This is a genomic window from Ralstonia sp. SA306 (assembly GCF_054792405.1).
In genome coordinates this window covers 1,067,425-1,090,358 of sequence record NZ_CP096451.1, presented here as the reverse complement: position 1 = coordinate 1,090,358, position 22,934 = coordinate 1,067,425, and the positions used below count along the sequence as shown (strand labels likewise).

At 63.4% G+C, this 22,934-nt stretch carries 22 protein-coding genes; 3 read left to right on the top strand and 19 right to left on the bottom strand.

Annotated features, from left to right (window positions below; translation table 11 throughout):
* Positions 1 to 99 precede the first annotated feature (99 nt).
* The 3 genes from M1D44_RS05165 (at position 100) to M1D44_RS05155 (ending at position 2,256) form a co-directional block, all read left to right on the top strand.
* Positions 100 to 300 carry a glycine zipper 2TM domain-containing protein gene (locus tag M1D44_RS05165; protein ID WP_004634401.1) on the top strand — a complete coding sequence of 67 codons (201 nt, stop codon included), beginning with the start codon at positions 100 to 102 and terminating at the stop codon, positions 298 to 300.
* A gap of 160 nt (positions 301 to 460) precedes the next feature.
* Entirely contained in the window at positions 461 to 1,423 is a 963-nt protein-coding gene (gene nodI, locus M1D44_RS05160; RefSeq protein ID WP_024975362.1) for a nodulation factor ABC transporter ATP-binding protein NodI, read from the top strand.
* Between the two features lie 11 nt (positions 1,424 to 1,434).
* Complete coding sequence (locus tag M1D44_RS05155; RefSeq protein ID WP_024975361.1) at positions 1,435 to 2,256, top strand: ABC transporter permease; 822 nt, start codon at positions 1,435 to 1,437, stop codon at positions 2,254 to 2,256.
* Positions 2,257 to 2,325: 69 nt separating this feature from the next.
* Here the strand turns inward: M1D44_RS05155 and purF are convergent, their stop codons facing one another.
* The 19 genes from purF to M1D44_RS05060 form a co-directional block, all read right to left on the bottom strand.
* Positions 2,326 to 3,861 (bottom strand): amidophosphoribosyltransferase, encoded by a 1,536-nt coding sequence (gene purF, locus M1D44_RS05150; RefSeq protein ID WP_024975360.1) that lies wholly within the window; start codon positions 3,859 to 3,861, stop codon positions 2,326 to 2,328.
* A gap of 98 nt (positions 3,862 to 3,959) precedes the next feature.
* Complete coding sequence (locus tag M1D44_RS05145) at positions 3,960 to 4,457, bottom strand: CvpA family protein (protein WP_112184405.1); 498 nt, start codon at positions 4,455 to 4,457, stop codon at positions 3,960 to 3,962.
* A gap of 90 nt (positions 4,458 to 4,547) precedes the next feature.
* Positions 4,548 to 5,408, bottom strand: a complete 861-nt coding sequence (locus tag M1D44_RS05140) for an SPOR domain-containing protein (RefSeq protein WP_316854295.1) — start codon at positions 5,406 to 5,408, stop codon at positions 4,548 to 4,550.
* A 13-nt stretch (positions 5,409 to 5,421) separates the two neighbouring features.
* Entirely contained in the window at positions 5,422 to 6,720 is a 1,299-nt protein-coding gene (folC, locus tag M1D44_RS05135; protein ID WP_316854296.1) for a bifunctional tetrahydrofolate synthase/dihydrofolate synthase, read from the bottom strand.
* Positions 6,721 to 6,812: 92 nt separating this feature from the next.
* The gene (accD, locus tag M1D44_RS05130; RefSeq protein ID WP_024975356.1) at positions 6,813 to 7,685 is read right to left on the bottom strand and encodes an acetyl-CoA carboxylase, carboxyltransferase subunit beta; all 873 of its coding nucleotides are present in this window, start codon (positions 7,683 to 7,685) and stop codon (positions 6,813 to 6,815) included.
* 30 nt (positions 7,686 to 7,715) lie between these two features.
* Positions 7,716 to 8,513 carry a tryptophan synthase subunit alpha gene (trpA, locus tag M1D44_RS05125; RefSeq protein ID WP_024975355.1) on the bottom strand — a complete coding sequence of 266 codons (798 nt, stop codon included), beginning with the start codon at positions 8,511 to 8,513 and terminating at the stop codon, positions 7,716 to 7,718.
* Positions 8,514 to 8,528: 15 nt separating this feature from the next.
* A complete protein-coding gene (locus M1D44_RS05120; protein ID WP_024975354.1) occupies positions 8,529 to 9,350 on the bottom strand; it encodes a DNA-methyltransferase in 822 nt (273 codons plus the stop codon).
* Positions 9,351 to 9,366: 16 nt separating this feature from the next.
* A complete protein-coding gene (gene trpB / locus M1D44_RS05115) occupies positions 9,367 to 10,560 on the bottom strand; it encodes a tryptophan synthase subunit beta (RefSeq protein ID WP_024975353.1) in 1,194 nt (397 codons plus the stop codon).
* Positions 10,561 to 10,655: 95 nt separating this feature from the next.
* Positions 10,656 to 11,375, bottom strand: coding sequence for a phosphoribosylanthranilate isomerase (locus M1D44_RS05110; protein WP_316854297.1), 720 nt, complete (start codon positions 11,373 to 11,375; stop codon positions 10,656 to 10,658).
* Positions 11,372 to 12,196 (bottom strand): tRNA pseudouridine(38-40) synthase TruA, encoded by an 825-nt coding sequence (gene truA / locus M1D44_RS05105; RefSeq protein WP_024975351.1) that lies wholly within the window; start codon positions 12,194 to 12,196, stop codon positions 11,372 to 11,374. Before truA ends, M1D44_RS05110 begins: the two co-directional genes overlap by 4 nt.
* An 83-nt stretch (positions 12,197 to 12,279) precedes the next feature.
* Complete coding sequence (gene tapV / locus M1D44_RS05100) at positions 12,280 to 15,195, bottom strand: FimV/HubP family polar landmark-like protein TapV (RefSeq protein ID WP_316854299.1); 2,916 nt, start codon at positions 15,193 to 15,195, stop codon at positions 12,280 to 12,282.
* Positions 15,196 to 15,582: 387 nt separating this feature from the next.
* Entirely contained in the window at positions 15,583 to 16,686 is a 1,104-nt protein-coding gene (gene asd / locus M1D44_RS05095) for an aspartate-semialdehyde dehydrogenase (RefSeq protein ID WP_316684948.1), read from the bottom strand.
* Positions 16,687 to 16,768: 82 nt separating this feature from the next.
* Positions 16,769 to 16,945 carry a hypothetical protein gene (locus tag M1D44_RS05090; protein ID WP_155954077.1) on the bottom strand — a complete coding sequence of 59 codons (177 nt, stop codon included), beginning with the start codon at positions 16,943 to 16,945 and terminating at the stop codon, positions 16,769 to 16,771.
* A gap of 81 nt (positions 16,946 to 17,026) precedes the next feature.
* The gene (gene leuB, locus M1D44_RS05085) at positions 17,027 to 18,097 is read right to left on the bottom strand and encodes a 3-isopropylmalate dehydrogenase (RefSeq protein ID WP_316854300.1); all 1,071 of its coding nucleotides are present in this window, start codon (positions 18,095 to 18,097) and stop codon (positions 17,027 to 17,029) included.
* 29 nt (positions 18,098 to 18,126) lie between these two features.
* On the bottom strand, positions 18,127 to 18,777 hold the full coding sequence (leuD, locus tag M1D44_RS05080) for a 3-isopropylmalate dehydratase small subunit (protein WP_439004859.1): 651 nt from the start codon (positions 18,775 to 18,777) through the stop codon (positions 18,127 to 18,129).
* A 23-nt stretch (positions 18,778 to 18,800) separates the two neighbouring features.
* Positions 18,801 to 20,210: a 3-isopropylmalate dehydratase large subunit gene (gene leuC, locus M1D44_RS05075; protein WP_024975346.1), complete on the bottom strand. Its 1,410-nt coding sequence runs from the start codon at positions 20,208 to 20,210 to the stop codon at positions 18,801 to 18,803.
* Between the two features lie 216 nt (positions 20,211 to 20,426).
* The gene (gene gltA / locus M1D44_RS05070) at positions 20,427 to 21,728 is read right to left on the bottom strand and encodes a citrate synthase (protein WP_024975345.1); all 1,302 of its coding nucleotides are present in this window, start codon (positions 21,726 to 21,728) and stop codon (positions 20,427 to 20,429) included.
* 125 nt (positions 21,729 to 21,853) lie between these two features.
* Positions 21,854 to 22,141, bottom strand: a complete 288-nt coding sequence (locus tag M1D44_RS05065) for an FAD assembly factor SdhE (protein ID WP_009241006.1) — start codon at positions 22,139 to 22,141, stop codon at positions 21,854 to 21,856.
* A gap of 71 nt (positions 22,142 to 22,212) precedes the next feature.
* Positions 22,213 to 22,914, bottom strand: a complete 702-nt coding sequence (locus tag M1D44_RS05060; protein ID WP_009241007.1) for a succinate dehydrogenase iron-sulfur subunit — start codon at positions 22,912 to 22,914, stop codon at positions 22,213 to 22,215.
* Between the last annotated feature and the right edge of the window lie 20 nt (positions 22,915 to 22,934).

The window sequence follows — 22,934 nt, the reverse complement described above, 5'->3', positions numbered from 1 at the left end:
TGTGGGAATCGGCTGACAAGCGTTTCAGGCAGCCTGCCCTGCACATAGCGGCGTGCATGCTCTTGAATGAAGGTACACAGACGACAAAAGGAGTTTGTTATGCGTGCCTTCGTATCCTTGATTCTGGCGGCCGCATTGGCATCCGTCAGCGGGTGCGCGGACATGACGCCAAAGCAGCGCAATACTGCGCTAGGCGCAGCCGCAGGTGGTGTCGCCGGGGCGGCCATCTGGGGCGGTCCGGGCGCCACGCTGGGTGGTGCGGCACTGGGTGGCGTGGTCGGTAACGCCGTCACCAAGTAACCCCCGCCAGAGCGCGCAGCGATGCGCGCGCTGCAAGCTCGGGCCAGGCATGTCGCCTGGCCCTTTTTGTTGCCTGAGAGCGGCGCAATGCCATGGCACATTCCCCTCATACGCATATGCGAATGCCGGCGCATAATCGGCGTTTTGCAACGGAGGCAATGTGCGATACGAGCAAGAAGGTTTTGGCGTGAGCAGCACACCGATCCTCAGCGTCGAAGGCCTGCGCAAACGTTACGGCGACCAGACTGTCGTCGACAACCTGAGCTTCAGCGTTCGGCGCGGCCAGTGCTTTGGCCTGCTCGGCCCCAACGGCGCCGGCAAAACCACCACGCTGCGCATGCTGCTCGGCATGACGATGCCCGATGCAGGCAGCCTGAGACTGTGCGACGAGCCCGTCCCCGAAGCCGCGCATCGTGCACGCATGCGCGTGGGCGTGGTGCCGCAGTTCGACAATCTCGATCCTGATTTCTCCGTCTCGGAAAACCTGCGCATCTTTGGACGCTACTTTGGCCTGTCGTCCGCCACCATCCGCGAGCGCATCCCTACCCTGCTGGAGTTCGCGCGGCTCGAACAGAAAGCCGATGCGCCTGTACGCGCGCTCTCGGGCGGCATGAAGCGGCGGCTGACGGTAGCCCGCGCGCTGATCAACGATCCTGACATCCTCGTCATGGACGAGCCCACCACGGGGCTCGACCCGCAAGCGCGACACCTGATCTGGGAGCGCCTGCGCTCATTGCTCGCAGCGGGCAAGACCATCTTGCTGACCACGCATTTCATGGAAGAAGCCGAGCGCCTGTGCGATGAGCTTTGCGTGATCGACAACGGCCGGAAGATCGCGCAAGGCAAGCCACAAGAACTCATCGCGCGCGAAATCGGCTGCGATGTGGTTGAAGTCTATGGCGACGACCTCAACGCCCTGCGCACGCTGCTCACGCCGCTGGCGGATCGCGTCGAAACCAGTGGCGAGACGCTCTTCTGCTACGCACGCGACCCCCAGCCGCTGGTGGCCGCGCTGCGCACGCAGGCAGAAACGCACACCATGCCGGGGCTGCGCTACCTGCACCGCCCGGCCAATCTCGAAGATGTGTTCCTGCGCCTGACCGGCCGCGAAATGCGCGACTGAGGGAATCACCCATGTCCACTGAAACCGCACTCACTCCAACGCACAACCAGGCTTTTCCGCAGCCGCTGCTGCCACTGAACTTTCGCAACTGGCAGTACGTCTGGCTGCGCAACTTCATGGTGTGGCGCAAGCTGGCCATTCCGTCGATGGCCGGCAACCTGGCCGACCCGATGATCTACCTGTTCGGCCTCGGGCTCGGCCTGGGCCTGCTGGTCGGGCGCGTCGACGGCGTGTCGTACATTGCATTCCTGGCCGCCGGCACGGTGGCGTCCAGCACGATGATGTCGGCGAGCTTCGAAGCGATGTACTCCGCGTTCTCGCGCATGCACGTGCAACGTACGTGGGAAGCAATTCTGTACGCGCCGCTCAGCCTGGGCGACGTGGTCCTCGGTGAGCTGTTCTGGGCCGCCAGCAAGTCGGTGTTGTCAGGCCTGGCGATCATGCTGGTGGCAGGCGCGCTCGGATATGCGTCGATGCCGCAGGCACTGCTGGCCCTGCCCGTCATCGTGCTGACCGGCTTCACCTTTGCCTGCCTCGCGATGAACATGACGGCGCTTGCGCCCAACTACGACTTCTTCATGTTCTACCAGACGCTGGTGATCACGCCGATGATGCTGCTCTCGGGCGTGTTCTTCCCACTGTCGCAACTGCCGGCGCCCGTGCGCGCGGCGACGAGCGTCCTGCCGTTGCCACATGCAGTGGATCTGATCCGCCCGCTCATGCTGGGCCGCACGCCCGACAACATCCTGCTGCACCTCGGCGTGCTGCTGCTGTACGCCGTTGGCGCGTTGCTGCTGTGCCTGTGGCTGCTGCGTCGTCGCATGCTCAAGTAAGGTGCGGCCCGAACAGCCAACAAAAAAGCCCGTCGCGATGACGGGCTTTTCTTTTGCTGCGTTCGAGACTCACTCGTTCACGGCGGAGCGCTGCAGATGCAATTGCGTACGCGGATCATCGTTCTGCGCATTCTCACGATCGGCTTTGGCAGAGCTGTTGCGCGCGGCCTCCAGGCGATCGAGGTACGCCTCGTCAATGTCGCCGGTCACGTACTTACCGTCAAAGCATGACGCATCGAAATCCTTCAGCGCCGGATTGACATCGCGCACGGCGCGCTTCATGTCTTCCACGTCCTGATACACAAGCTGGTCTGCGCCGATGATCTTGGCAATCTCTTCGTGCGTGCGGCCATAAGCCACCAGTTCGCCGCGCGTCGGCATGTCGATACCGTACACGTTCGGGAACTTCACCGGCGGCGCGGCAGAAGCGAAGATCACCCTCTTCGCGCCGGCATCGCGCGCCATCTGCACGATCTCTGACGACGTCGTGCCCCGCACGATGGAGTCATCGACGATCAGCACGTTCTTGTCCTTGAACTCGATCGCCATCGCGTTGAGCTTCTGGCGCACGGACTTCTTGCGCACCGCCTGCCCCGGCATGATGAAGGTGCGGCCCACGTAGCGGTTCTTGAAGAAACCTTCGCGATACGGCACGCCCAGGTGGTTGGCCACTTGCATTGCAGCCGGACGCGACGAATCCGGGATCGGCATCACCACGTCGATCTTGTCGGTCACCTCGCGCTTGATCTTTTCGGCCAGGTAATCGCCCATGCGCAGGCGCGCATCGTACACCGACACACCATCCATGCGCGAATCCGGACGGGCGAGGTACACGTATTCAAAAATACACGGCGAAAGCACCGGGTTCGCGGCGCACTGCTTGGTGTGCAGCTTGCCCTCGAGGTCGATGAAGATGGCTTCGCCGGGGGCCACATCGCGCTCGAACTTGAAGCCGATGCCTTCCAGCGCCACGGATTCCGACGCCACCATGTATTCGATGCCGCCCTCCGGCGTCTCCTGGCTGCCCAGCGCGAGCGGACGGATGCCGAACGGGTCACGCACCGCCAGCACGCCGTAGCCGGAAATCTCGGCAGCGATGGCATACGAACCGCGCACGCGGCGGTGCAGGCCTTCCACCGCCGTGAAGATGGAATCGCGATTCAGGGGGATGTCGTTGCTGGCGCGTTGCAGCTCGTCGGCCAGCACATTCAGCAGCACTTCGGAGTCGGACTGCGTGTTGATGTGGCGGCGATCACGCCGGAACATCTCATCGCGCAACTGATCGGAGTTCGTCAGGTTGCCGTTGTGTGCGAGCACGATGCCGAATGGCGCGTTGACATAGAACGGTTGGGCCTCTTCCTCGCTGGAGGAACCTGCCGTCGGGTAGCGCACTTGACCGATGCCGCTCGTGCCCGGCAGGCCGCGCATGTTGCGCGTGCGGAACACGTCACGCACCATGCCATTGGCCTTGTGCATGTGGAAAGTGCTGCCTGACGCGGTGGCAATGCCCGCCGCGTCTTGCCCCCGGTGTTGCAGGAGCAACAGACTGTCGTAGATCAGCTGATTGACGGGCGTGGCTGAGACCACCCCAACGATACCGCACATGTCGAACTCCAGCGAGAACGTATTTGGTGGCGCCCACACCCGTTGCGGGCGCCGAAAAAGCTTCCCGGATTGCCTAGCTTGTGGCCAGACGCCCCAGATCAATAGTGAACATACTTCGCGACATCCGGGGGCAACAGTGGCTTGGCCGCTTGCGCTGCCTGCTCCGCATAGGGCCGCGTAATCGCATCGCGCCAGAACGGCTGCTCAGGCAGGCTGGTAAAGCCGGCCACCGTTATCAACACGAGGATGATCACGCCACCGCGCGCCAGCCCGAACACCATACCCAGACCGCGATCAGCCGGTTTGAGCCCCGCGCTCGCCAGCGCTGCCGAAAGCAGCGCACCCACCAGCGAAGTTGCAATCACCGTCACGATAAACAGTAGGACGAAACCGAGAATGGTGCGTGCGACCGGCCCACCGGGCAGCGATTCCGGCATCCAGCCCGCCGCCACGCCTGAAAACGTGTACGCCACCCATGCGGCAAACAACCACCCGAGCAACGCCAGCACCTCGCGGATCAGCCCCCGAAACAACCCAATCAGCGCCGACGTGACGATGATGAACAGCACGCCGTAGTCAAAGAAAGTCGGTTGCATCTGGCAGCGGCTTGGATGGACTGAGGCGGAATGCGGCGTGACGAATCAGCAAATCTGGCGAGCGCGCTGCGTACACGTTCGGCCGCATTGTCATTGCTGCACGAGTTTCGGCGTCAGGCCAATCTGCTCGGCACGCTTCTGCGCCGCTTCGGCGGATGCACGATCGTTGAACGGACCCGCTCGCAGCAAGGCCAGATCGCCCTTCTCAGGCACCTTCTTGTGTTCGATGTAACCGGGGATCTTCTCGCCCTTGAGCTTGCCCAGCCAATTTCGGGCGCGGTCCTCGGAAGCGAACGCGCCGATCAGGAGAATGAACTTGCCGCCGCTGGCATCGGTGCTCGGTGCAGCCGCTTGCTGTGCGGGCTGGGCGGCCGGTTGGGCGGGTTTCGTTGCGGGCTTGGATTCAGCAGGGGGCGCCAGATTGGCGACAGGCTTGGGCGGTGTCGCGGGCTTGGCTGCAGGCTGCGGGTTCTGAGCCGCTGGCGGCGCGTCGTTGCTTGCGACAATCTCTTCGCCCTGGTCAAGCGCCTGCACCTGATCCGCCGACGAGGTTGCAGGACGGGACGCGGAACGCCGGCTGGCGACCTTCGGCTCATCGGCCGAGGCCTTGGCACCACGATCGACCGGCTGATCCTGGATCTGCACGGCCACGGCATCGGTCACGGGGCGCGGCTTGGCATCAAACACGAGGGGCAACACGATCACGGCGGCGCCCACCAGCACCAAGGCGCCGATCAGCCGACGGCGAGCGCGTTGCTTTTGCGGAAGTTCGGGATCAAGACCGTCGTCGTCATCGTCGGTGCGACGGGAGGCGCGGCTGCGAGCATTCGACGATGCGCGCGAACCACGCACCGCATCGCGAGCCACATCGGCAGCGCTGCCGGCGGCTGCGCCGCGAGTGCGTTCGCCTTCAGCGTTCTTGCGGGAGGAGAAAATGGAAAACAGTCCCATGAGGGCCCCGGTTTTAGTGCGCGCGACTCTTGCGCTCCGCCAGCACGCCGGCAACGGTGTAGAACGATCCGAAGACCACGATTCTATCATCCTCGGTGGCCCGCTCCATGGCGTTGCGATAGGCTGTGGCAGGATCGCTGAATGTGCTCACGCTCGATTCCTTGCCTGCGCGGAAACCGGCGTCGGTCAGCGCCTGCGCCAAGCTTGCCGCACTCGCGGCGCGCGGCGTCGGCAAGTCGGTCAGGCACCAGTGGTCGACCTTGTCGAGCATGTGCGCGAGTACACCGGCGATATCTTTGTCCTGCATCGCACCGAACACCGCGTAGGTGTAACGGTAGAAGCCCATGTTTTCGAGGTTCTGGCCCAGCGCGGCCGACGCGTGCGGGTTGTGTGCGACGTCCAAGATGACGGACGGACGCCCCGGCAGAACCTGGAAGCGCCCCGGCAGCAACACCTGCGACAACCCCAGACGCACGTCCTGCGCAGAGATCGGCAACCGGTCGCGCACCGATTCCAGCGCAGCCAGCGCCGCCGAAGCGTTCAGCAACTGGTTTGCCCCGCGCAATGCCGGATAGCCCAGGCTCGGCCAACGGCGCCCGCGCCCGCTGAAGCCCCACTGCTGCTTGTCACCCTGGAAGTTGAAATCACGGCCGATCAGCCAAAGATCCGCACCAATGGCCTCAGCGTGCTTGACCAGGGAAATCGGCGGCACTGGGTCAGAGCAGATCGCCGGCTTGCCTGCGCGGAAGATGCCGGCTTTCTCAAAACCGATCGCCTCGCGGGTATCGCCCAGGTAGGCCATGTGATCGAGATCGACGCTGGTGATGATGGCGCAATCGGTATCGACAATGTTGACCGCATCCAACCGGCCGCCCAGGCCGACTTCCAGGATCACCGCATCAAGACCCGCATTGGCGAACAGATGCATGATCGCCAGTGTGGTGAATTCGAAGTAGGTCAGGCTGACGGGCTCGGGAAAGCTGCAGCGTGCACGCTCCACCGCTTCGAAGTGCGGCAGCAACATCGCGTCTGTGGCGATCTCGCCATTCACGCGAGCACGCTCGTTAAAGTCGATCAGGTGCGGCGAAGTATGGCAAGCCACCTTGTAGCCGGCCGCCAGCAGGATCGCCTCCAGCATCACGCAGGTCGAGCCCTTGCCATTGGTGCCGCCCACCGTGAAGACGACTGACTTGAATTCCAGCCCGAGCGCATCGCGCACGCGACTGATGCGGGCCAAGCCCATGTCGATGCCAACCGGGTGTGCGGTTTCCAGGTGGGCGAGCCAGTCGGGCAGCGTGTTGAATGTAGGCATGCGAAATAGGTGGCGCGGCTTCAGGAAATGGGCCGCGCAAAAACAAGAAGCGCGGACTCACGCCCGCGCTTCGGTTCAACAGATGTGCTGCATCAGGCCAGTGCGTCGGCCGGTTGCTTCTGCAGGAGCGCCAGGAGCTCGGCGATCTCGCGGCGCATGTTGCGACGATCGACAATCATGTCGATGGCGCCCTTCGTCAACAGGAACTCAGCGCGCTGGAAGCCTTCCGGCAGTTTCTCGCGCACGGTCTGCTCGATCACGCGCGGGCCGGCAAAGCCGATCATTGCCTTGGGCTCGGCGATCACCACGTCGCCCATGAATGCGAAGCTGGCGGACACACCGCCCGTGGTGGGATCGGTCAGCACGCTGATGAACGGCAGCTTGGCTTGCGCCAGCTTCTGGACCATCGCAGTAGTCTTGGCCATTTGCATGAGCGACAGCAGGCTTTCCTGCATGCGCGCGCCGCCCGACGCCGTCACGCAGATGAACGGCACCTTCTGTTCCAGCGCCATCTGCGCGCCACGCGCGAAACGCTCGCCCACCACCGAGCCCATCGAGCCCGTCATGAACTCGAACTCGAAGCACGCCACCACCACCGGCAGCGCATGGATGGCGCCGCCCATCACGACCATGGCATCGGTCTCGCCGGTGTTATCCATGGCCGCCTTGATGCGGTCGGGGTACTTTTTGCTGTCCTTGAACTTGAGCGCGTCGACCGGGAGGATCTCCTGGCCCAGCTCATAGCGGCCTTCGGCGTCCAGCAGCGCGTCCAGACGGGCACGCGCGCCAATGCGCATATGGTGGTCGCACTTCGGGCAGACGTGCAGGTTGGCTTCGACGTCGGTACGGTACAGCACCGACTCGCAGGCCGGGCATTTGACCCAGAGGCCTTCCGGAATGCCCTTGCGTTGCGACGGATCGGTCTGTTGGATCTTGGGCGGAAGCAGTTTGTCCAGCCAGCTCATGCGTGCTCCTTGAATGCAATGTCGCCGAGATCAGGCGTCGAGCGCCTGGCGAATCTCCGCGATGAAATCAGTCAAGTATTGTACCGCTTGTTCGCGAGGTGCTTCTTCAAGCAATTGCACAATGCGGGATCCGATGACCACCGCATCGGCCACGCCGCTGATCGCACGTGCTGTTGCCGCATCACGGATGCCGAAACCGACACCCACCGGCAGCCGCGCGTGCTGGCGGATTTGCGGGATGCGCGCGGCCACCGCGTCGAGGTCGATTGTGGCCGCGCCGGTCACACCCTTGAGCGACACGTAGTAGATGTAGCCACTCGCCACGCGGGCAATCTGCGCGATGCGCGCCTCGGTAGACGTGGGCGCCAGCAGGAAGATCGGATCAATGCCGGCGGCGCGCATGGTCTTGGCAAAGGCCTCGCACTCTTCGGGCGGATAGTCGACCACGAGCACGCCGTCCACGCCGGCTTCGGATGCAGCCTTCGCAAAGGCCTCCACGCCCATGCGCTCGATCGGGTTGGCGTAGCCCATGAGCACCACGGGCGTCGTTGAATCTGTGGTGCGGAATGCGCGCACGTATTCCAGCACCGTGCGCAGGCCAACTTTGTTAGCCAATGCGCGCTCTGACGCACGCTGGATGACAGGGCCGTCGGCCATCGGGTCTGAGAACGGTACGCCCAGTTCGATGACGTTGGAGCCGCCCTTGACCAGCGCGTGCATCAGGTCGACGGTCATCTCAGGGTACGGATCGCCCGCCGTGATGAACGGAATCAGGCCCTTGCGACCCTGTGCGGACAACTGCGAAAAAGTTTGAGCAATGCGGGACATAGCGGGATCAGTGTGTCAGGCGACCTTGATGGTGTCGGGCGCCAGAGATTCAGTCGGTTGGGCGGCAAATTCGGCGGCGGCATGCACGGCAGCCACACGCTCGCGCGCCACGCGGCAATAATCAGCGTTGATCTCGAAGCCGGCGAAGCGGCGTCCAAGCCGCGCACAGGCCGCAGCCGTGGTGCCGCTACCCAGGAACGGGTCCAGCACTAGGCCGCCCGGCGGGCAGCTTGCCAGGATCATGCGTTCCACCAGTTCCAGTGGCTTCTGTGTTGGATGCTCAGCGCGCTCCGGGTCTTGCCGGTGCAGGCGCGATACGCTCCACACGTCCTTCGGGTTGTAGCCGACTTCCAGCCACTTCTTGCCCTCAAAACGCTTGCGGCTGCGCGCTTTCTTCGTCTCGGCGTCGTACGGAATGCGCACGGCATCGACGTCGAAGTAGTAATCGCGCGAAGCAGCAAAAAAGCCGATGTTGTCGTGCACCGACGAGAACTTGCGCGTGCTGCCCCCCATGCTGGGCACGCGGCGGTCCCAGATGATCTCGTTGACCATCGTGAGGCGTCGCTTGAGCATGACGAACAGTTCCGGCGCGTATTGCCACGTGCAGAACAGGTAGAGCGATCCGTTGCGCGCCAGCTTCGGCCGCACCGCATCGATCCAGCGTTCGGACCAGGCAAGGTAGGCATCGCCCGACAGCTTGTCGGAGTCGTTGCCGTAATCCTTGCCCAGCCCGTACGGCGGATCTGCGATGACGAGGTCCACACTGCCGTCGGCCAGATGCTCGACCCCGGTAATGCAGTCCTCGTTGAAGATGCCGTCGATGGCGCGCTCGGTCATGCGTGTGCCAGTGCCGTTAGAGTTGGATGCCGGAGAATTCGGCGACGGTATGCATATCCTTGTCGCCGCGGCCGGACAGGTTCACCAGCAGGATCTTGTCCTTCGGCAGCGTCGGCGCCAGCTTGCACGCATACGCCAGCGCATGGCTCGATTCCAGCGCCGGGATAATGCCCTCCATGCGACACAGGTCGTGAAAGGACTGCAGCGCTTCCTTGTCGGTAATGCCGACGTATTCCGCGCGCTTCACATCTTTCAACCACGCGTGTTCCGGGCCGACGCCCGGATAATCGAGCCCGGCCGAGATCGAATGCGTCTCGATGATCTGGCCGTCCTCATCCTGCAGCAGATAGGTGCGGTTGCCGTGCAGCACGCCCGGTGAGCCCCCCGTGAGCGACGCAGCGTGACGGCCGGTCTCGATGCCCTCCCCCGCCGCTTCCACGCCGATCAGCTTCACGTCGGCATGGTCGATGTACGGGTAGAAGATGCCCATGGCGTTGGAGCCGCCGCCCACGCAGGCGATGATGGCGTCCGGCTGGCGCCCGATCATCTCAGGCATCTGCACTTTGCATTCCTCGCCGATCACGGCCTGGAAGTCGCGCACCATCATCGGGTACGGATGCGGGCCCGCCACCGTGCCGATGATGTAGAAGGTGTCAGCCACGTTGGTCACCCAGTCGCGCATCGCTTCGTTCAGCGCGTCCTTGAGCGTGCGCGAGCCCGACTCCACCGGCACCACGGTCGCGCCCAGCAGCTTCATGCGATAGACGTTGGCGGCCTGGCGGCGCACGTCTTCACTGCCCATGTAGACGACGCATTCCATGCCGTAGCGCGCAGCAATCGTGGCGGTCGCCACACCGTGCTGGCCGGCACCAGTTTCAGCAATCACGCGTGGCTTGCCCATGCGGCGTGCCAGCAGCGCTTGGCCGATCACGTTGTTCACCTTGTGCGCGCCGGTGTGGTTCAGGTCTTCGCGCTTGAGGTAGATCTGCGCGCCGCCGCAGTGTTCGGTCAGGCGGCGTGCGTGATAGATGGGCGACGGGCGGCCGACGAAATGCTTCAGCTCGTATTCGTATTCCCTGATGAATTCCGGATCGTGCTGGTAGCGCGCGTAGGCGTCGCGCAATTCATCGAGCGCGTGGGACAGCGTTTCCGCAACGAAGGTGCCGCCGTAGGGGCCGAAATGGCCGTGGGCGTCGGGAAGGTTGTACATGGCAATCTCTCGAGGCATCCGCCGAGGTCAGGGTGAAGACCTGTCGGCAGAGATATTCCGGAAGGCGTACGTCGCGAGAAACCTGCCAGATCGGCTCAGGCCTGAACCGATGCGCCCAGGGCTGCATCGGCCTCGCGGACCGCACGCACAAATGCGGTCATCCGGGCGTGGTCTTTCACGCCCCGTGCGGCCTCGATCCCGCTGCTGACGTCAACAGCGTACGGCCGCACGCGTTCAATCGCGCCAGCGACGTTTTGCGCGCTCAACCCACCACTCAAAACGAGCCGAGGAGCGGCGCTTGTGGTTGGCAAGGATGGCGATTGCGGGAGCCATTGCGGAGGAATGAGGGTCCAGTCGAATACGTGGCCGCCACCGCCATAGCCCTCAACAAATGCGTCGAGCAGCAGGCCTTGGGCAGCAGCAAACCGATCGGCGAATTCTACCAAATCGGCCCCGGGCTGAACACGTAGGGCACGCAGCCACGGCAGCCCCACCTTTCCGGCAATCTCGACGCACCGCTCTGCCGGCTCGTCGCCGTGGAACTGAAGCAGCGTAAGCGCCACTTGGTCGAGCACGCGCGCCACGTCGTCCGCGCTGGCGTTGACGAACAGGCCTGTCACGGTGACGAACGGACCAGCACGGCGGGCCAGCTCTGCCGCACGTTCAACGGCGACGTAACGCGGGCTGGGCGGATAGAAGACGAGCCCGATCGCATCGGCGCCGAGCTCGACGGCGTGGTCGACGTCGGCCGGCTGGGTCAGGCCACACAGCTTGATACGGGTACGGTGCAACGGCATGGTGGAAGCGGAATTCACGGGCCTGCGTGTTCGTCGAACACGCCACGAAACAGGCTGGACGATGCCGGAGATGCCGGCAACGAGAAGGCATCAGGATAGCCGACCTCGGCCAGATACAACCCGTCGGGCATGAAAGTCGGGGCGGCGGCTACGCGGCTGCGGGCAGCCAGCACATCGCGCATCCATGACGCGGGCTGCCGGCCGCGCCCGATCGCCACCAGGCACCCCATGATGTTGCGCACCATGTGGTGCAGGAACGCGCTGCCGCGAATGCGCACGAATACCCATTCGCCCTCGCCTCGCACCTCGATCGAGTACATCGTTTTGACGGGCGACTTGGCTTGGCATTCGGCCGCGCGGAACGACGAGAAATCGTGTTCACCGACCAGTACCTGCGCGGCCTCGTTCATGGCTGCCACGTCAAGGGATTGGCCCGGCGGGAGCATCACGTAGCCGGCCTTGTCTTCGAGCAACGGTGCGCGCGTCGGACCGAAGGTCAGCGCGTAGTAATACGTGCGGCGATGCGCGGAGAAGCGCGCGTGGAAATCCTCCGGCATCTCCTGCGCCCATCGCACGGCCACCGTGGGCGGCAGAAAGGCGTTGGTGCCGCGCACCCACGAGAACGGCTCGCGCACGAGGTCGGTATCCAGGTGGACGACCTGGCCCAGCGCATGCACACCCGCATCGGTGCGGCCGGCCACCGTGGTCTGCAGCGCCACGCCGGCAAACTGCCGCAGTGCCGCCTCCAGCGCGTCCTGCACGGTGTTGCCATGCGGCTGCGATTGCCAACCCGAAAACGCGGCACCGTCGTACTGAATGCCAAGCGCGATGCGCGTCATGCCGTGTGAATCCTCGTGCGGAAAGAAAAACGCCGGCAGGATACCACCCTGCCGGCGCTGTCGATGGCGTAAAACGCGTTGCGTCAGCCGATCTGGCGCATCAAGGCTTGCGCCTCTGCGTGGAACGACGGATCGCCCAGGTCCAGCACTTCCTGCAGCAATTCGCGTGCGCCTTCCTTGTCGCCGATCTCGATGTAGGCCTTGGCCAGATCGAACTTGATCTGCAGATCGCGCACCCCATCGGCACCATGCTCGCCGGACAGCGTGTGCGGCAGGTTGGTGTCCAGACGGATGGCCGATTGCGGCTCATCGTTCGCGACCTCGGCGTGCTCTGCGTGATGCGGCTCGGACTCGAAGTGCATCGGAGCCTGCGACAGGTCGGTCGGCTGGGCCCAGCTCGGCAGGCTTTCCTCCGCGGCAACCGGAGCTGCCGGAACAGCCGTTTCTGCGGCAGGCGGCGTCGGGTTCAGATCCAGCGACAAGTCCGACAGATCCATATGCAGCGGGGGCGCGGCGACGGGCTGATAAGCCTCGCCAGCGTGCGCGTTGAACTGCGGCAGATCCGTTTCTGGTTCGGCATGCACCCTGAAGATGTCCGATGCTTCTTCCGGCGCGGTGATCGGCTCGCCTGCTGCTGGCGCCGGGAACGACTCCAGCGGCAGATCGAAATCGGCCAGCTGCGGTGCCTTGGTCGACGGCGAGGACAGGTCCAGATCCGGAGACAGCGTGGTCCAGTCGTCCCCGCGGCGGGTGGTCTGACCCGTCACTGTCGGGCTGAAGGCCTCGGCAGCCACCGCGGCGCCCACACCGGCCAGGGCAGCGGCACCTGCCACTGCGGCGCCAGCGTGGCTCGGCTCTGCATGCGCTTCGGCACCCGGATGGCTTCCGTCACCCTGCACCGTCAAATACAGCGGATTAGCCGGATCGAACTTGCGGCCCATCGCAGCAGCCTCTGCCCATTCCGACGAGGCCGCGCCGACTTGCGCCAGCATCTCTTCAGCAATGGTCTGGAAGCCATGGGCGTCCTGACGATTGGCGTAAATTTCCATCAACTTCAGGCGAATGGCTTGGCGCTCCGGATGCTGCTCCAGGGCCTCGCGCAGGATTTCTTCGGCTTGTACGTCGCGCCCGTAGGCGATATAGACATCGGCCTCGGCAATCGGGTCGACTTCATTGCTCTCGTTGCCGCCGCCAATGCGGAAATCCGCACCGAACACGCTGTGCTGCGAGGTGTCGACGCTTTGACCACCGGCTGCGCCAAACAGCGAGTTGGCGCCCGCCATCACAGTGCTTTCCTGCGACAGAAGGCTGTCCTGGAAGCCATGTGCCTGCTCAGGCTTCTGCTGGCGACGGCGATACACAACCAGCCCCCCCAGCAAGGCGACCACCAAGCCGCCCAGGCCCAGGGCCATCGGGTTGCCCAGCAGCGACGAGAGGAACGATTCTTCTTGAATCGGCGGCGGAGCCACAACCACCGGCGTCTTCTTCGGCGCGGCAGCAGGAGCCGACGCAGCAGCAATCGGTGCGCTGGCAGCCGCTTGCGGCGCCGAGGCTGCCGCCACCGGCGCTGATGCGGCTTCCGGCGCGGAAGCCGCCGCAGCAGCCGTTACCGACGAAGCCGGAGCAGCAGCGGCCGTTTCTGCCGGCGCAGCCGCAGCAGGGGCCGGGGCAGACGTAGACGCTGCGGACGGCGCGGGAGCCGGCGCGTTGGCCGCCGCCACTGCCGGAGCGGCCGTCGATGGCGCAGCACCAGCAGCCGGTTTGGCAGCGCTGGCAGCCTTGGCCAGTTCAGCGTTCTTCAATTCAACCAGGCGCTGCATGTCAGAGAGATTCTTCTCCAACTGTGCAACGCGTGATTCCATTTCCTTGAGCGCGCGCTCCTTGGCGACGAGTTCCTCATCACGGGCAGCAGCCGAGCCGGCCTTGCCGGTACGGTCAGCCTTGGACAGACGCAGCTCGTCGCGGCCGCTGGCAGCAGGCGTGGCTTGATCCTGCACACGGGCCGACACGCTGCCGCTCTGCTGGCGGGCGGAGTCGGTATCCGTGGCTGCGTTGGCTTCAGCCGCCGTTGCGAGGCGGTTGCGATAGCCGGCAAAGCCAGACGTCTGCGCAATGACTTCGCGGCGTGCCTCGCGCGCAGGCGTTTTCTGCGCTTCGGCCTGCGACGGCACTTTCAGCACCGAGCCGGTACGCAGCCGGTTGATGTTGCCACCAATGAAAGCGTTGGGATTGTTCCGATACAGGGCCAACAGCATCTGGTCGAGCGACACGGCGTCTTGACCTTGAGCAGCCGTCGATGCCACGTCATACAGACTATCGCCGCGCTGCACGGTGTACGAACCACCGGGTGTAGCGTCCGGTGCGGTAGCAGCAGGAGCCGCTTGCTGGGCACGCACAGCTTGGCGAGCAGCGCGGGGCTGGCGTGTTGGTGCCGGCGCGGCTGCAGTCGAGGCTGCAGCTTGCGGCTGCGCGGTCGAAGCACCCGGCGCCGATTCAGCGGCGCCCGGCGTTGTGGCCTGCACCACCGGCGTCGGCGCAAAATTCTGCGCGGTATTGCTGGAGCCTACCGGGTCCAGCAGGAACGTATAAGCGCGCGAAACGTGGCCGCTCGCCCAGTTCAGGTCAACCAGGACATCAACGAACGGCTCGGCGACGGGCTGGGTCGAACGCAGACGCACCACGTAGTTGCCATTCGACTGGCGCTCCAGCGAAGCACGCAGCGAGGAGACGATCGGGTTGTAGGTCAGACCGGCACGCGAATAAGCGTCCGGCGCAGCCAGTTTGGCGACCAGGTTTTGCGCCTCTTCGGGCGTCACGCCGGTCAGATCGATTTCGGCCTGCAACGGCTGGCCGAGGCTGGAACGCACGTGCAGCGCGCCGAAACCGGCCGCTTGCGCAGCGGGCTGAATCAGCAGCAGGCTCGCCGCAGCAAACGCGACGGCCGACCAGCGAGGACTGCGATGGGACGATTCTCTCCGGCGGTATTGGCTCACCCTCACCTTCGACTCCGTTATCTTTTAATGTGCAAACGAACTTAACATCAACGAGTTAGCGCAGCAAGTTCACCTAAAAAGTGAAGTACTGGATAAGAACCGCCGTCAATCTTTATGAAAACGACACAATTGGCGAGATTCTGAAGCACCCGACGTACCCCCCGGAATGCGCGTGCTTCATGTGGCGCTAACCCTTCCCCGTGCCCCGTCCACCCCACGAATGGGCGGACAGCGTTCCGGCCGCTATTGTGTACCAACGTTACAGACCGTGGGCGTCCAGATGGCACAACGCCGCGCAGGCCGCGCGGCGTTGGTAGAAAAAGCGCACTTTCTGTTGTCAGGCCGCAACGACAGCTGCCGATGCCCGGCCCGACGAGGAAAGCAAAGCCCGGATCACTTGCCCAGCAGGATACGCAGCGTACGGCGCAGCGGCTCGGCAGCGCCCCACAGAAGCTGGTCGCCGATCACGAAGGCGCTCACATACTCGGGCCCCATGTTCAGCTTGCGCACACGGCCCACTCCGATTTCGAGACCACCAGTGATGGACGCCGGTGTCAGTTCCTTCTCGGTGATGCTGCGGTCGTTCGGCACCCACTTCACCCACGGGTTGCCCGAGCGGATGATCTGCTCGATTTCTTCGAGCGGCAGATCGCGCTTAAGCTTCAGCGTCAGGCCCAGGCTGTGGCAGCGCATTGCGCCAATTCGCACACACAGGCCGTCGACCGGAATCGTCTGCGCCGTCCCCAGGATCTTGTTGACCTCGGCCTGGCCCTTCCATTCTTCCTTCGACTGACCGTTGTCGAGCTGCTTGTCGATCCACGGGATCAACCCACCAGCCAGCGGCGCCGGGAAGAATTCGGTCGGCACGTCTTCGCGGATGGTCTTGGCAACCTTGCGATCGATGTCCAGGATGGCGGATGCCGGGTTGGCCAGTTCATCAGCCACGGCGCCATGGATCACGCCCATGCCCTTGAGCAGTTCGCGCATGTGGTTTGCGCCACCGCCCGAAGCCGCCTGATAGGTCATCGAGCTGACCCACTCGACCAGGCCTTCGCGGAACAGGCCGCCCACGCCCATCAGCAGAATCGAATTGGTGCAGTTGCCACCGATGAAATTCTTGGTGCCAGCGGCCACCGCGTTCTTGATGAGCGACAGGTTGACCGGGTCCAGCACGATCACGGCATCATCTTCCATGCGCAGCGTCGAGGCGGCGTCGATCCAGTAGCCGCTCCAGCCCGCGGCGCGCAGCTTCGGGAAGACTTCGGTGGTGTAGTCACCACCCTGGCACGTGATGATCGTGTCGCATGCCTTGAGCGCTTCGATGTCGTTGGCGTCAGCCAGGGGCGCATCCGTCTTGGCGAATGCGGGCGCCTTGCCGCCGGCGTTGCTGGTGCTGAAAAACACCGTGTCGATCAGGTCGAAATCCTTTTCTTCCTGCATGCGCTGCATCAGCACGCTGCCAACCATGCCGCGCCAACCGACGAGACCTACCTTCATGATTGTGAACCTCTAGTGATTTTCCCCGCCTCGGTCGCCCGGCGTGACCGCGCGGGGAAGGCGAACGGACACGACGGACGATCTACGAGATCGTTTTTTTGGTAATGATTTTCGTGGTCGTGCGAATCTCGACAGGCGTCATGCGAGCGCGCGCGGCGGTGCCCTTGGCGGCGATAGCCAGGGTGCCCAGAATGCCCAGTACGAGGACGGGGAGCGCGATCGAGATCATCTGCAAAAATATACACGATTTGGCGGCCACACAATGCACTGCAACATATGTCCGCCGAAAAAATGACGATTGCGGCGCCGCATGTGACGGCACCGCAACGCATGCTTTGATTTACAAGGCAGCGACCACCGCGTCGCCCATCTCCACAGTGCCGACCTGTTTGCAGCCCGACGTCAGGATGTCGCCGGTCCGGTAGCCCTGCGCCAGCACCTTCTTGACAGCCGTTTCGATACGATCAGCCTGCTCGGCCTTGTTCAGCGAATAGCGCAGCATCATCGCCGCCGACAGGATCGTCGCCAGCGGGTTGGCAATACCCTTGCCTGCGATGTCCGGCGCGGAGCCGTGCGACGGCTCATACAGGCCCTTGTTGTTCGCGTCGAGCGACGCCGACGGCAGCATGCCGATCGAGCCCGTCAGCATGGCGGCCTCGTCCGAGAGGATGTCACCGAACATGTTGCCGGTGACGATCACGTCGAAGTTCTTCGGTGCCTTCACGAGTTGCATGGCAGCGTTGTCGACGTACATGTGCGACAGCTCGACTTCCGGATATTCCTTATGCACATCGGTGACGATGTCCTTCCAGAACTGGAACGTCTCGAGCACGTTGGCCTTGTCGACACTGCACAGTTTCTTGCCGCGCTTGGCGGCAGCCTGGAAGGCGACGTGCGCGATGCGGCGGATCTCCGGCTCGCTGTAGCGCATCGTGTCGAAGCCTTCGCGCGCACCGGCAAACGCGCCGTCCGGGGCCGAACGCACGCCGCGCGGCTGGCCGAAGTAGATGTCACCAGTCAGTTCGCGCACGATCAGGATGTCGAGACCAGACACGATCTCCGGCTTCAGGCTCGATGCACCGGCCAGCTCCGGATAGCAAATCGCCGGACGGAAATTAGCGAACAGCTGCAGATGCTTGCGCAGGCCGAGAATGGCCTGCTCGGGGCGCAGTTCGCGAGCCAGCGTGTCGTACTTCCAATCGCCCACGGCACCGAACAGGATGGCGTCAGCCTCCTTGGCGAGCTTGAGCGTGTCTTCGGGCAGCGGATGGCCCTTGGCCTCGTAGCCTGCGCCGCCCACGGGGGCGAATTCCATCTCGAATGACTCGCCCAGTACCTTGAGCACCTTCACGGCCTCGGCGACGATTTCCTTGCCAATGCCGTCACCCGGCAACACTGCAATCTTGGTCATGTGGTTGTCCTTGTTGTTCTGGTGTCAGCTCAGCCGACGAGCTTGTGCGCGAGCCACGGCATCTTGGCCAGGCGCTGCGCTTCGTAAGCCTTGATCTGGTCGGCATAGCGCAGGGTCAGACCGATGTCGTCAAAGCCGTTCAGCAGGCAGTATTTGCGGAACGCCGTGACGTCGAACGGATACGCCGTACCGCCTGGCGTGACAACGATCTGCCTGTCCAGATCGACGGTCAGCTGGTAGCCGGTAAAGGCTTGCGTTTCGTTGAACAGATGATCGACTTGCGACTCCGTCAGCACGATCGGCAGCAGGCCGTTCTTAAAGCAGTTGTTGAAGAAGATGTCCGCAAAACTCGGCGCGATGATGGCGCGAAAGCCATACTGCTGCAGCGCCCACGGCGCATGCTCACGCGAGCTGCCGCAGCCGAAGTTCTTGCGGGCCAGCAACACGGAGGCGCCCTTGTAACGCGGTTGGTTCAGCACGAAGTCCGGGTTCAGCGGACGCTTGCTGTTGTCTTGGCCGGGCTCGCCGGCGTCCTTGTAGCGCCACTCGTCGAACAGGTTCGGGCCGAAACCCGTGCGCTTGATCGACTTGAGGAATTGCTTCGGGATGATGGCGTCGGTATCGACGTTCTCGCGGTCGAGCGGGGCCACGAGGCCGGTGTGGATGGTGAATTGTTCCATGATTGCTCTCTCTAACCTGCCGCTCAAGCGAGCTTGCGCACGTCGACGAAGTGACCTTCCAGCGCGGCTGCAGCGGCCATCGCCGGGCTGACCAGGTGGGTGCGGCCACCCGCGCCCTGACGACCTTCGAAGTTGCGGTTGGACGTGGATGCACAGCGCTCGCCCGGGTCGAGGCGATCAGCGTTCATCGCGAGGCACATCGAGCAACCCGGCTCCCGCCATTCAAAGCCTGCCGCCTTGAAGATCTTGTCCAGCCCTTCGCGCTCGGCCTGTTCCTTCACGAGGCCCGAGCCCGGCACGACCATCGCCAGCTTCACGTTCGAGGCAATGCGCTTACCCAGCTTCTGCACAACCCACGCTGCGGCGCGCATGTCTTCGATACGGCTGTTAGTGCACGAGCCGATGAACACCTTGTCGATGTTAATGTCGCTGATGGCGACGTTCGGCTGCAGGCCCATGTATTCGAGCGCGCGCTCCATGGCGTTGCGCTTGTTCGGGTCTTTCTCTTTGTCGGGATCCGGCACGCGGTCTTCAATGCTGACCACCATTTCCGGCGACGTGCCCCAGCTCACCTGCGGGCGAATCTCTTCAGCACGCAGCTCGACGACCTGATCGAAGTGCGCACCTTCGTCGGAATGCAGCGTGCGCCAATAGGCGACCGCCTGCTCCCACTCCACGCCCTGGGGCGCGAACGGACGGCCCTTGATGTATTCCAGCGTGACATCGTCCACGGCGACCATGCCTGCGCGTGCGCCGCCTTCGATTGCCATGTTGCACACCGTCATGCGGCCTTCCATCGACAGCGCGCGGATGGCCGAGCCGCCGAATTCCATGGCATAGCCCGTGCCGCCGGCCGTACCGATCTTGCCGATGATGGCGAGCACGATGTCCTTGGCGGTGCAGCCGCGCGGCAACGTGCCTTCCACCTTCACGAGCATGTTCTTGCTCTTCTTGGCGAGCAGCGTTTGCGTGGCCAGCACGTGCTCGACTTCCGACGTGCCGATGCCGTGCGCCAACGCACCGAATGCGCCGTGCGTGCTGGTATGCGAATCACCGCACACCACCGTCATGCCCGGCAGGGTCGCGCCCTGCTCCGGCCCGATCACGTGCACGATGCCCTGACGCTTGTCGTTCATCTTGAATTGCGTGATGCCGTAGCTGTCGCAGTTGGCGTCAAGCGTATCGACCTGCAGCTTGGAAACCGGATCGGCAATGCCGTGCGAGCGGTCGGTAGTCGGCACATTGTGATCCGACACAGCCAAGTTGGCACTGATGCGCCACACCGGACGCTCGGCCAGTTTCAGGCCCTCGAACGCCTGCGGGCTCGTCACTTCGTGCAGCAGTTGACGATCGATGTAGAGGACGGTCGTGCCGTCTTCTTCGGTATGAACGACGTGATCGTCCCAAAGTTTGTCGTAGAGCGTCTTGGCCATGATGCGATCCGTGCACAACGCGCCCATTGAAATTCAGGGCCGCTGCGCGAGCAGTTTCGTGGGGAGTGATCGATTATGCCACCCGGTGCATTGGGCACCGGACGTGACTGACGAAAGGGGGTTTCGCCATTTCGCGAAGGCCCTTCCCGCACCTACGGGCAACAAAAAGCCCCGCCGGTTTCCCGTGCGGGGCTTCTGTGAAACAACCAACCTGGCTTAGCGCTTGTCGATCGACGGCACTTCGCGGGTTGCTGCGCCGTTGAACAACTGGCGCGGACGGCCGATCTTGTATTCCGGATCGGTGATCATCTCTTCCCACTGCGCAATCCAGCCCACCGAGCGGGCCAGCGCGAAGATGCAAGTGAACATCGACGACGGAATGCCCAGCGCGCGCTGCACGATGCCCGAGTAGAAGTCGACGTTCGGGTACAGCTTGCGGCTGACGAAGTACTCGTCTTCCAGCGCGATCTTTTCCAGTTCCATGGCCAGCTTGAACAGCGGGTCGTTGTGCAGACCCAGCTCTTCGAGCACTTCGTGGCAGGTTTCGCGCATCAGCTTGGCGCGCGGGTCGTAGTTCTTGTACACGCGGTGGCCAAAGCCCATCAAGCGCACGCCGCTGTTCTTGTCCTTGACCTGCTTGATGAACTCGGGAACCTTGTCCACCGAGCCGATTTCTTCCAGCATGTTCAGGGCGGCTTCGTTCGCACCACCGTGCGCCGGCCCCCACAGGCAAGCGATACCGGCGGCGATTGCTGCGATCGGGTTCGTGCCCGACGAGCCGGCCAGACGCACCGTCGACGTCGAAGCGTTCTGCTCGTGGTCTGCGTGGAGAATGAAGATGCGGTCCAGAGCGCGCTCCAGCACCGGGTTCACCTTGTAGTCCTCGCACGGCGTGGCGAACATCATGCGCATGAAGTTACCCGTGTACGACAGGTTGTTCTGCGGATAGATGTTCGGCTGACCGATGTTGTACTTGTATGCCATGGCCACCAGCGTCGGCAGCTTGGCGATCAGGCGGATCTGCGAGATTTCGCGCTCGCGCGGGTCATTGATGTTGGCAGCGTCCGGATAGAACGCGCTCATGGCACCAACCAGGCCCGTCAACACGGCCATCGGGTGGGCATCACGACGGAAACCGCGCAGGAAGAACTGCATCTGTTCGTGCACCATGGTGTGATTCGTCACCACATGGTTGAACTCTTCCTTCTGCTTGGCGTTGGGCAGCTCGCCCTTCAGCAGCAGGTAGCAGATTTCCATGAAATCGCATTTGCTGGCCAGATCGTCGATGGCGTAGCCGCGATACAGCAGCTCACCTTTGTCACCATCAATGTAGGTGATCTTGGAATTGCACGACGCGGTCGACATGAAGCCGGGGTCGTACGTGAACTTGCCCGTCTGACCGTACAGCTTGCGAATGTCGATCACGTCCGGGCCAACCGTGCCCTTGTAGATCGGCAGCTCGACGCTGGGCGAGCCATCGGAAAACGATAGGGTGGCTTTCACTTCGGACGGCGTCATGTCGGTTTCCTTCTCTGCTGTTTATAAAAATGAAGTCGGGAGACTCCCGCCAGACGGATCGAGGGGCGCCGGCCGGGGGGGGCGGCTGGACCGATTCGTCTTGCGGCAACCTCTCGCGCGCCGGTTCAGACCGAGCGCAGCAAGGTCAGGACGTGCTGGATGTGAGGCACGTCGAGTTCGCCCTCCGGCTCCTTGCGTGCAAGCAGGAGATCCATCAGGTCGTTGTCGGGAAGCTCGAACAACTGCGAGAGTGCGGCAACGTCGTCGTCCGACAGTTCCGTCTCGTAGCGGTTGAAGAAGCGCTCGACGATGATGTCGTTCTCAAGCAGGCCGCGTCGGGCACGCCAGCGCAAACGGGCACGCTTGTGCGGATCGGACTGATGGGAGAACGTTGGAGTGTTCACAGCAACCATACTTCCTAAAAATGCGTCGCCGGAGAAACCGCTCCGGCGACACACAATGCCAAAGTGCGCTGACTCGCGGCTTACACCGCGCGACGCACCATCAATTCCTTGATCTTGCCGATGGCCTTGGTCGGGTTCAGACCCTTCGGGCACACATCGACGCAATTCATGATGGTGTGGCAACGGAACAGGCGGTACGGATCTTCCAGATTGTCCAGGCGTTCGCTGGTGGCCTGGTCACGGCTGTCGGCGATGAAGCGATACGCCTGCAGCAGACCGGCCGGGCCGACGAACTTGTCCGGGTTCCACCAGAACGACGGGCACGACGTCGAGCAGCTCGCGCACAGAATGCACTCGTACAGACCGTCGAGCTCTTCGCGCTCTTCCGGCGATTGCAGGCGCTCCTTCTCGGGCGGCGGCTCGTCGTTGATCAGATACGGCTTGATCGAATGGTACTGGTTGAAGAACTGCGTCATGTCGACGATCAGATCGCGGACCACGGGCAGCCCCGGCAGCGGGCGCAGCACGATCTTCTCGGGTAGCTCACGCATGTTGGTCAGGCAGGCCAGACCATTCTTGCCGTTGATGTTCATGGCGTCGGAGCCGCACACGCCTTCACGGCACGAGCGACGGAACGCGATCGACTCGTCGAGCTTCTTCAGCTTGACCAGCGCGTCGAGCAGCATGCGCTCGTGACCGTCGAGCTCAACCTCGTAGGTCTGCATGCGGGGCGCTGCGTCCTTGTCCGGATCGTAGCGATAGACTTCAAAAATACGCTTCATTTTTGTGGGCCCTTCTTATC

What these genes read in the sequence shown, in the direction of transcription:
- M1D44_RS05145 (WP_112184405.1), bottom strand. Translation starts at nt 4,457, where the DNA reads ATGCAACCGACTTTCTTTGACTACGGCGTGCTGTTCATCATCGTCACG.
- M1D44_RS05065 (WP_009241006.1), bottom strand. Translation starts at nt 22,141, where the DNA reads ATGGTTGCTGTGAACACTCCAACGTTCTCCCATCAGTCCGATCCGCAC.
- leuB (WP_316854300.1), bottom strand. Translation starts at nt 18,097, where the DNA reads ATGACCAAGATTGCAGTGTTGCCGGGTGACGGCATTGGCAAGGAAATC.
- accD (WP_024975356.1), bottom strand. Translation starts at nt 7,685, where the DNA reads ATGAGCTGGCTGGACAAACTGCTTCCGCCCAAGATCCAACAGACCGAT.
- leuC (WP_024975346.1), bottom strand. Translation starts at nt 20,210, where the DNA reads ATGGCCAAGACGCTCTACGACAAACTTTGGGACGATCACGTCGTTCAT.
- M1D44_RS05140 (WP_316854295.1), bottom strand. Translation starts at nt 5,408, where the DNA reads ATGGGACTGTTTTCCATTTTCTCCTCCCGCAAGAACGCTGAAGGCGAA.
- truA (WP_024975351.1), bottom strand. Translation starts at nt 12,196, where the DNA reads ATGACGCGCATCGCGCTTGGCATTCAGTACGACGGTGCCGCGTTTTCG.
- gltA (WP_024975345.1), bottom strand. Translation starts at nt 21,728, where the DNA reads ATGACGCCGTCCGAAGTGAAAGCCACCCTATCGTTTTCCGATGGCTCG.
- M1D44_RS05060 (WP_009241007.1), bottom strand. Translation starts at nt 22,914, where the DNA reads ATGAAGCGTATTTTTGAAGTCTATCGCTACGATCCGGACAAGGACGCA.
- asd (WP_316684948.1), bottom strand. Translation starts at nt 16,686, where the DNA reads ATGAAGGTAGGTCTCGTCGGTTGGCGCGGCATGGTTGGCAGCGTGCTG.
- M1D44_RS05120 (WP_024975354.1), bottom strand. Translation starts at nt 9,350, where the DNA reads ATGACCGAGCGCGCCATCGACGGCATCTTCAACGAGGACTGCATTACC.
- trpB (WP_024975353.1), bottom strand. Translation starts at nt 10,560, where the DNA reads ATGTACAACCTTCCCGACGCCCACGGCCATTTCGGCCCCTACGGCGGC.
- purF (WP_024975360.1), bottom strand. Translation starts at nt 3,861, where the DNA reads ATGTGCGGTATCGTTGGGGTGGTCTCAGCCACGCCCGTCAATCAGCTG.
- M1D44_RS05165 (WP_004634401.1), top strand. Translation starts at nt 100, where the DNA reads ATGCGTGCCTTCGTATCCTTGATTCTGGCGGCCGCATTGGCATCCGTC.
- leuD (WP_439004859.1), bottom strand. Translation starts at nt 18,777, where the DNA reads ATGGAACAATTCACCATCCACACCGGCCTCGTGGCCCCGCTCGACCGC.
- folC (WP_316854296.1), bottom strand. Translation starts at nt 6,720, where the DNA reads ATGCCTACATTCAACACGCTGCCCGACTGGCTCGCCCACCTGGAAACC.
- M1D44_RS05155 (WP_024975361.1), top strand. Translation starts at nt 1,435, where the DNA reads ATGTCCACTGAAACCGCACTCACTCCAACGCACAACCAGGCTTTTCCG.
- trpA (WP_024975355.1), bottom strand. Translation starts at nt 8,513, where the DNA reads ATGTCCCGCATTGCTCAAACTTTTTCGCAGTTGTCCGCACAGGGTCGC.